Here is a 6,000-nt window from a genome sequence, read left to right as displayed (position 1 = left end):
ACCGAGTCCGAGCAGATGGTCAGGCAACTCCGGGCCCAGGGCGCGGAGGTCTGGTACGTGCTCGCCAAGGACGAGGGCCACGGCATCTACAAGAAAGCCAACCAGGAGGCCGTGCGGGCCACCGAGGCGGTGTTCCTGAAGAAGGTGCTAGGCGTCGAGTGACGGGCCCCTTTCCCCCGCGCTCGGCGGAAGGGAGGGCCTACGCCTCGCCGACGGTCTCGAACATGCAGGCGGCGATGGCCTCCTGCGGGGTCTTGGCGCCGCGGAGCAGGAAGTCGAACGCCGGGAAGAAGCGGTCGGCGGCCTCGACGGCCACGTCGATCATCGCCGCAGCCTGGGCCAGGCTGGGCTGCTCGCCGGTCATCAGCGCCATGCCGTGCCGGAAGATGATCTCGCCCTCGTCCCACAGCTCGAAGTGGCCGAGCCAGACGCGCGGGTTGATGGTGGCGATCAGTTCCTGGGCCGTCTGGCGCTGGGCTTTCGGAACCGTGAGGTCCATCGACAGGCACAGTTGCAGCGTGTCGCCCTCGGGACGCCAGGCGAACCACAGCTCGTAGTCCTTCCAGTCGCCGGCCAGCGTGAAGGCGAGGTCGCCGTCTTCGGTGCGGTCGAAAGGCAGATTTTCGGCTGTCAGAACGTGCTCGACCACATCGAGCGGATCGTTCGTCAGGACGACGCTGTCGTCGGTCTGTGAGGTGTCCATCAAGACCCCTTTCGACACGGACGGGAGACGGAACGCCGCCCCCGAATCGTCCGCAAGGTCGAACTTAAGCTGTTTCGCGATTCAAGTGTCAGCGGGTTCTTGCGACAAGCGAGCGCGTTTCGCGCGCCGTGCGACGTTTTCACGACGACTTCGCTGCTTTTCCGCTCGCCCTGGCCGGCTTCGCCGCCTTCAACGCCTCGATTTCGGCCCGCAGCGTGGCGATCTCCGCCTTCAGCGCATCGAAATCCTCGCGGCGCACGAGGTCCATCTCGGCGACGAGGCGGTCTGCCTGACCGCGGAAGGCGGCCTTGGCTTCGTCGCCGGCGGCCTGGGCCAGGCCCATGGCGGCGGTGCTCAGCTTGGCGATCTCGTCGAGGATCGGGTTTTGAGTCTGCATTCGTCTCTTTCGGACCCTGTAGGTCAGGTCCCTCCGCGCTTCTATATGGGCCTTCGGGGATGAAAGCGAAGACCTTCTCCGCTAGACCCTCAGCTCCCCGACGCCGCAGCAGGACAAGCCGTGCCGTTCCCGAACATCGACCCGATCCTCGTCCACCTCGGGCCCTTCGCCATCCGCTGGTACGCGCTGGCCTACATCGCGGGCATCCTGCTGGGCTGGCGCTACGCCGTCGGGCTCCTGAAGAACGAGAGCCTCTGGACGCGGCGCCCCCCGCCGCTCACGCCCGATCAGATGGACGACCTGATCCTCTGGATCGCCATCGGCGTGATCGGCGGCGGCCGGCTGGGCCACGTACTGTTCTACACGCCCTCGATGATCTGGACCGATCCGATCGGCATCTTCCGAACCTGGGAAGGCGGCATGAGCTTCCACGGCGGGGCGATCGGCGTGGCGGTGGCGCTGGTGGTCTTCGCCTGGCGCAACAAGCTGGACCTGCTCCGGATCGCCGACGTGGTGGCGCCGGCCTATCCGATCGGCCACTTTCTCGGCCGCTGCGCCAACTTCATCAACGGCGAACTCTGGGGCCGCGAGGCCCCGGCGGACCTGCCCTGGGCGATCCGCTTCTGCAACGAGCAGATCAAGGCGACCTTCGGCTACTGCCCGGCGGGCGACGTCCCGCGGCATCCCAGCCAGCTCTACGAAGCCCTGTTCGAGGGGCTCGTCCTGTTCCTGATCCTGCGCTGGGCGACGCACGTCGCGAAGCTGGGCAACCGGCGCGGCGTCATCGCGGGCATGTTCGTCATGTTCTACGGCCTGTTCCGGATCGCCATCGAGACGGTGCGCGAGCCCGACGCCGGCATGCCGGACTTCCCGCTGGGCCTGACGATGGGGATGATCCTGTCGATCCCGATGGTGCTCGCGGGCGCCTGGCTGATCTGGCGCGGCATGCGTGAGGCCCTGCCGGAACCGGCCGCGCAGGCGTCTTGAGCCTGAAGGACAAGCTGGCGGCGCAGATCGCCCAGACCGGGCCGCTCACCGTGGCCCAGTACATGAGCGCCTGCCTGCACGACCCGCAGTTCGGCTACTACGCCACGCGGCCTGCGCTGGGCGAGGCGGGCGACTTCCTGACCGCGCCGCTGGTCAGCCAGATGTTCGGCGAACTGATCGGCGTCTGGGCCGCCTCGGCCTGGACGCTGATGGGCGAGCCCGAGCGGTTGACGCTGGTGGAGATGGGTCCGGGCGACGGCACGCTGATGGACGATCTCCTGCGCGCCGGACGCGCCCTGCCCGGCTTCCTCGAGGCGGCGGACGTGTGGCTGGTGGAGACCTCGGCGCCGCTTCGGGCGCGACAGGCCGAGACCCTGGGCGGGCGGGTGCGCTGGGCCGAGAGCCTCGACGAGGTTCCGGGCGGCGAGCCCATGCTGGTGATCGCCAACGAGCTGCTGGACTGCCTGCCGGCGCGGCAGTTCGTGAAGACCGCCGTCGGCTGGGCCGAGCAGGTGGTGGGCCTGGGCGACGGCTGGGCGCTGGCGTTCGGCCGCGTGCCGACCGGCGAGCCGCTGCCGGACGCGCGCGAAGGCGCGGTGGCCGAGATCTCCGGGCCGCAGATGGCGCTGGGCGCGGCGCTGGGCGCACGGCTGGCGCGGGACGGGGGCGCGGCGCTGCTGATCGACTACGGTCGCGACGCGCCGGGGTTCGGCGACACGCTGCAGGCGCTCCGGCGCCACGCGAAGGTCGACCCGCTGGACGGCCCCGGGGAGGCCGACCTGACGGTCTGGGCCGATTTCCCGGCCGTGATGGCGGCCGCGGAGCGCGAGGGCGCGGCCACGGGGCTCATGAGCCAGGCCGCGTTCCTGGCCCGCATGGGCATAGGCGAGCGCGCCGAGGCGCTGGTGCGCGCGCGGCCCGACAAGGCGCCGGTGATCGGCCGCCAGCTCCACCGCCTGGTCGGCGGCGACCAGATGGGCGACCTCTTCAAGGTCTGCTGCCTGCATTCGCCGGACTGGACACCGCCCGCGTTCGAGGAGGATTGAGCGCCCATGAGCGCGCTCCCCGTCCTGACCTCGCCGCTGCTGGACCTGCCGGGCGTCCGGCATGCGTTCTTCACGCGGCAGGGCGGCGTATCGCAGGGGATCTACGCGTCGCTGAATGTCGGCGTGGGATCGAAGGACGATCCGGCCGCGGTGACCGAGAACCGGGCGCGGGCGGCGGCGCACATGGGCGGGCCGCTGGTGAGCGCCTATCAGGTGCATTCCGCCACAGCGCTGGTGGCCGACGGGCCCTGGCCGGCCGGGCCGCCGCAGGCCGACGCGGTGGTGACGGCGACGACCGGCGTGGTCTGCGGCGCGCTGGCGGCGGACTGCGCGCCGATCCTCATGGCCGACCCGCAGGCCCGTGTCGTGGCAGCCGCCCACGCCGGCTGGCAGGGCGCGCTGAACGGCGTCGCCGAGGCGGCGCTGGCGCGGATGGTGGGCCTGGGCGCCGACATCGGCCGGATCGTCGCGGTGGTCGGGCCCTGCATCGGGCCCGACAGCTATGAGGTCGGCCTGGAGTACGTGGCGCGCTTCACCCACGTCGAGCGGCGCTACGAACGGTTCTTCTCTGGCGGCGCCACACCCGACAAGCGGCAGTTCGACCTGCCAGCCTTCGTCCTGATGCGGCTGCGCGAGGCCGGCGTGACGCGCTGCGAATGGATCGGCCGCGACACCTGCGCCGAGGCCGGCCTCTTCTTCTCGAACCGCCGCGCGTTCAGGCAGGGCGAGCCGGACTACGGCCGCCTGCTGTCGGCGATCGTGCTGACCTAGAACCCTCGGCTGCAGACCTCGGACCGGCCTGAGCGCCGGATCGCCTAGTAGACCGGCGCGTGCGCCGCCTGCCGCGCGCCGGCGGGCGTCAGCGCCACGCGTTCGCCGTCGAGGGCCGCCAGCAGGTCCTTGGCGGCCAGGCCCGCGACGGCGCTCGCCAGTTGTTCGGCGCCGAAATCGCCGATGCGGCGCGCCCCTTCGAAGAGCTGCTCCTGCGCCACCGCCTGGCCCGCGGCGAGGTCGTCGAGGCGCGCGGCCGACAGCAGCGCCCACTCGGCGTCGTTCAGCAGCATCTGCGGCGGCGGCGCGGGGGCCGCGACCGCCAGCGGCGGCGGGCGCTCGGTCCCGGGCTGCAAGTGAGCGAGCATGGCGGCGGCCAGCTCCCGCTCCCCGGAGACCGGCCTGTCGCAGCCGTGCTTCCTGAGATGCTCGACCTCGGCGTCGGAGTGCGCCCGGGCGATGATCTCCAGCTTCGGGTTGACGCGCCGCGCCTCCTCGGTGACGCCGCCGGCCTCGAAGCCGTCGGGGGCGGTGCAGATCAGCCGGTGCGCCGCGCCCACGCCGGCGATGGCCAGGACGCGGGGATCGGCGGCGTTGCCGTCGATGACCTCGAAGCCAGCGTCCCGGGCGCGCTGGCCCGCCTTCTCGTCGACTTCGATGACCAGGAACGGCCGGCCGGCGGTCTCCAGGCCCTCGGCCACCGCGGCGCCGACGCGGCCGAAGCCCACGACGACGACATGCTCGGTCAGCGCGGTGGGCAGCGGATCGTTGGCAGGGGCCGGCTCCGCGACCTCGGCCGCGCCCGGTCTGGCCGCCTTCGCGCGCATGCCCAGGACGGCGGCAAAGATCAGCGGGTTCAGCAGGATCGAGACGATCGCGCCGCCCAGGATCAGGTCGCGGCCCGCCTCGGGCAGCAGCTTCAGCTCGAAGCCGAGCGTGGCCAGGATGAACGAGAACTCGCCGATCTGGGCCAGCGAGGCGGCGATGGTCAGGGCCGTGGCGTTGTCGTGACGGAAGCCACGGACGATGAGCCAGGCGGCCAGCGACTTGCCGACCACGATGATCGCCACCGTGGCCAGCAGCGCCCACGACTGCTCGACCAGGACCATCGGGTTGAACAGCATCCCGACCGACACGAAGAACAGCACCGCGAACGCGTCGCGCAGCGGCAGCGTCTCTTCGGCCGCGCGCTGGCTGAGTTCGGACTCGGCCAGGATCATGCCGGCGAAGAAGGCCCCCAGCGCGAACGATACGTCGAAGAGCAGGGCCGCGCCGAACGCCACCCCCAGCGCGATGGCGAAGACCGCGAGCCGGAACAGCTCCCGCGAACCCGTGTGCGCGGTCCAGTGGAGGACCCATGGAATGACCCGACGCCCCACGATCAGCATGAAGGCCACGAAGGCGACCACCTTGCCGATGGTGGTCGCGAGCGGGACGAGCCATCCGGAGAAGACGCCGGTCGATGCGCCGGAGGCGGTGAGCGCGCCGGCCAGGGCCGGGATCAGCACCAGGGCCAGCACCATCGCGAGGTCTTCGACGATCAGCCAGCCGACGGCGATGCGGCCGCGTTCGGTCTGGACGATGCGGCGCTCCTGCAGGGCGCGGAGCAGCACCACGGTCGAGGCGACCGAGAGGGCGAGGCCGAAGACGAGGCCCGCCATCGGCGTCCAGCCCAGTGCGTAGGCCAGCCCCATGCCGAGCGCGGTCGCGACGGCCATCTGCCCGACGGCGCCGGGGATCGCGATCCTGCGGACCGAGAGCAGATCCTTCAGCGAGAAATGCAGCCCCACGCCGAACATCAGCAGGATGACCCCGATCTCCGCGAGTTCCTGCGCGAGGTTCTGATCGGCCACGAAGCCGGGGGTGAACAGTCCGACCAGGACGCCCGCGGCCAGGTATCCCACCAGCGGCGAGATGCGGAACCGGTGGGCGAGCGCGCCGAGCCCGAACGCGATGGTCAGACCGGCGACGATCGTGGCGATCAGGGGCGTGTGGTGGGGCATTGGGCTCCGGGGGCGAGGCGTCGATGCGTGGCGTCGATTTCCCGCTTAGCCGTCCCGGGCGTGCGTGGCCAATAGCGCCCCCGTGATCGGGTC

General features: G+C 71.3%; 7 protein-coding genes. 4 read left to right on the top strand and 3 right to left on the bottom strand.

Annotation, left to right across the window (positions count from 1 at the left end):
• Window positions 1–15: 15 nt before the first annotated feature.
• Window positions 16–162 (top strand): prolyl oligopeptidase family serine peptidase, encoded by a 147-nt coding sequence (locus JNL41_RS15700; protein ID WP_293476538.1) that lies wholly within the window; start codon window positions 16–18, stop codon window positions 160–162.
• Between the two features lie 37 nt (window positions 163–199).
• Here the strand turns inward: JNL41_RS15700 and JNL41_RS15695 are convergent, their stop codons facing one another.
• Entirely contained in the window at window positions 200–703 is a 504-nt protein-coding gene (locus JNL41_RS15695) for a YbjN domain-containing protein (protein WP_293476534.1), read from the bottom strand.
• A gap of 139 nt (window positions 704–842) precedes the next feature.
• On the bottom strand, window positions 843–1,100 hold the full coding sequence (locus JNL41_RS15690; protein WP_293476532.1) for an accessory factor UbiK family protein: 258 nt from the start codon (window positions 1,098–1,100) through the stop codon (window positions 843–845).
• 120 nt (window positions 1,101–1,220) lie between these two features.
• On the opposite strand from JNL41_RS15690, the gene lgt reads away from it, so the two are divergent.
• Genes lgt through pgeF form a run of 3 tightly spaced genes read left to right on the top strand, consistent with a single transcriptional unit; the run spans window position 1,221 to window position 3,904 of the window.
• Window positions 1,221–2,087: a prolipoprotein diacylglyceryl transferase gene (gene lgt / locus JNL41_RS15685; protein WP_293476530.1), complete on the top strand. Its 867-nt coding sequence runs from the start codon at window positions 1,221–1,223 to the stop codon at window positions 2,085–2,087.
• Window positions 2,084–3,133, top strand: coding sequence for a class I SAM-dependent methyltransferase (locus tag JNL41_RS15680; protein WP_293476529.1), 1,050 nt, complete (start codon window positions 2,084–2,086; stop codon window positions 3,131–3,133). The genes lgt and JNL41_RS15680 overlap by 4 nt, the downstream gene beginning before the upstream one ends.
• A gap of 6 nt (window positions 3,134–3,139) precedes the next feature.
• Entirely contained in the window at window positions 3,140–3,904 is a 765-nt protein-coding gene (pgeF, locus tag JNL41_RS15675) for a peptidoglycan editing factor PgeF (protein WP_293476527.1), read from the top strand.
• Between the two features lie 44 nt (window positions 3,905–3,948).
• Here pgeF and ybaL read toward each other — a convergent pair whose 3' ends face one another.
• Window positions 3,949–5,907 (bottom strand): YbaL family putative K(+) efflux transporter, encoded by a 1,959-nt coding sequence (gene ybaL, locus JNL41_RS15670; RefSeq protein WP_293476525.1) that lies wholly within the window; start codon window positions 5,905–5,907, stop codon window positions 3,949–3,951.
• Window positions 5,908–6,000 lie beyond the last annotated feature (93 nt).

The organism is Phenylobacterium sp., assembly GCF_016793285.1.
Lineage (GTDB): Bacteria > Pseudomonadota > Alphaproteobacteria > Caulobacterales > Caulobacteraceae > Phenylobacterium.
This window is presented reverse-complemented; position numbering and strand designations above follow the sequence as displayed.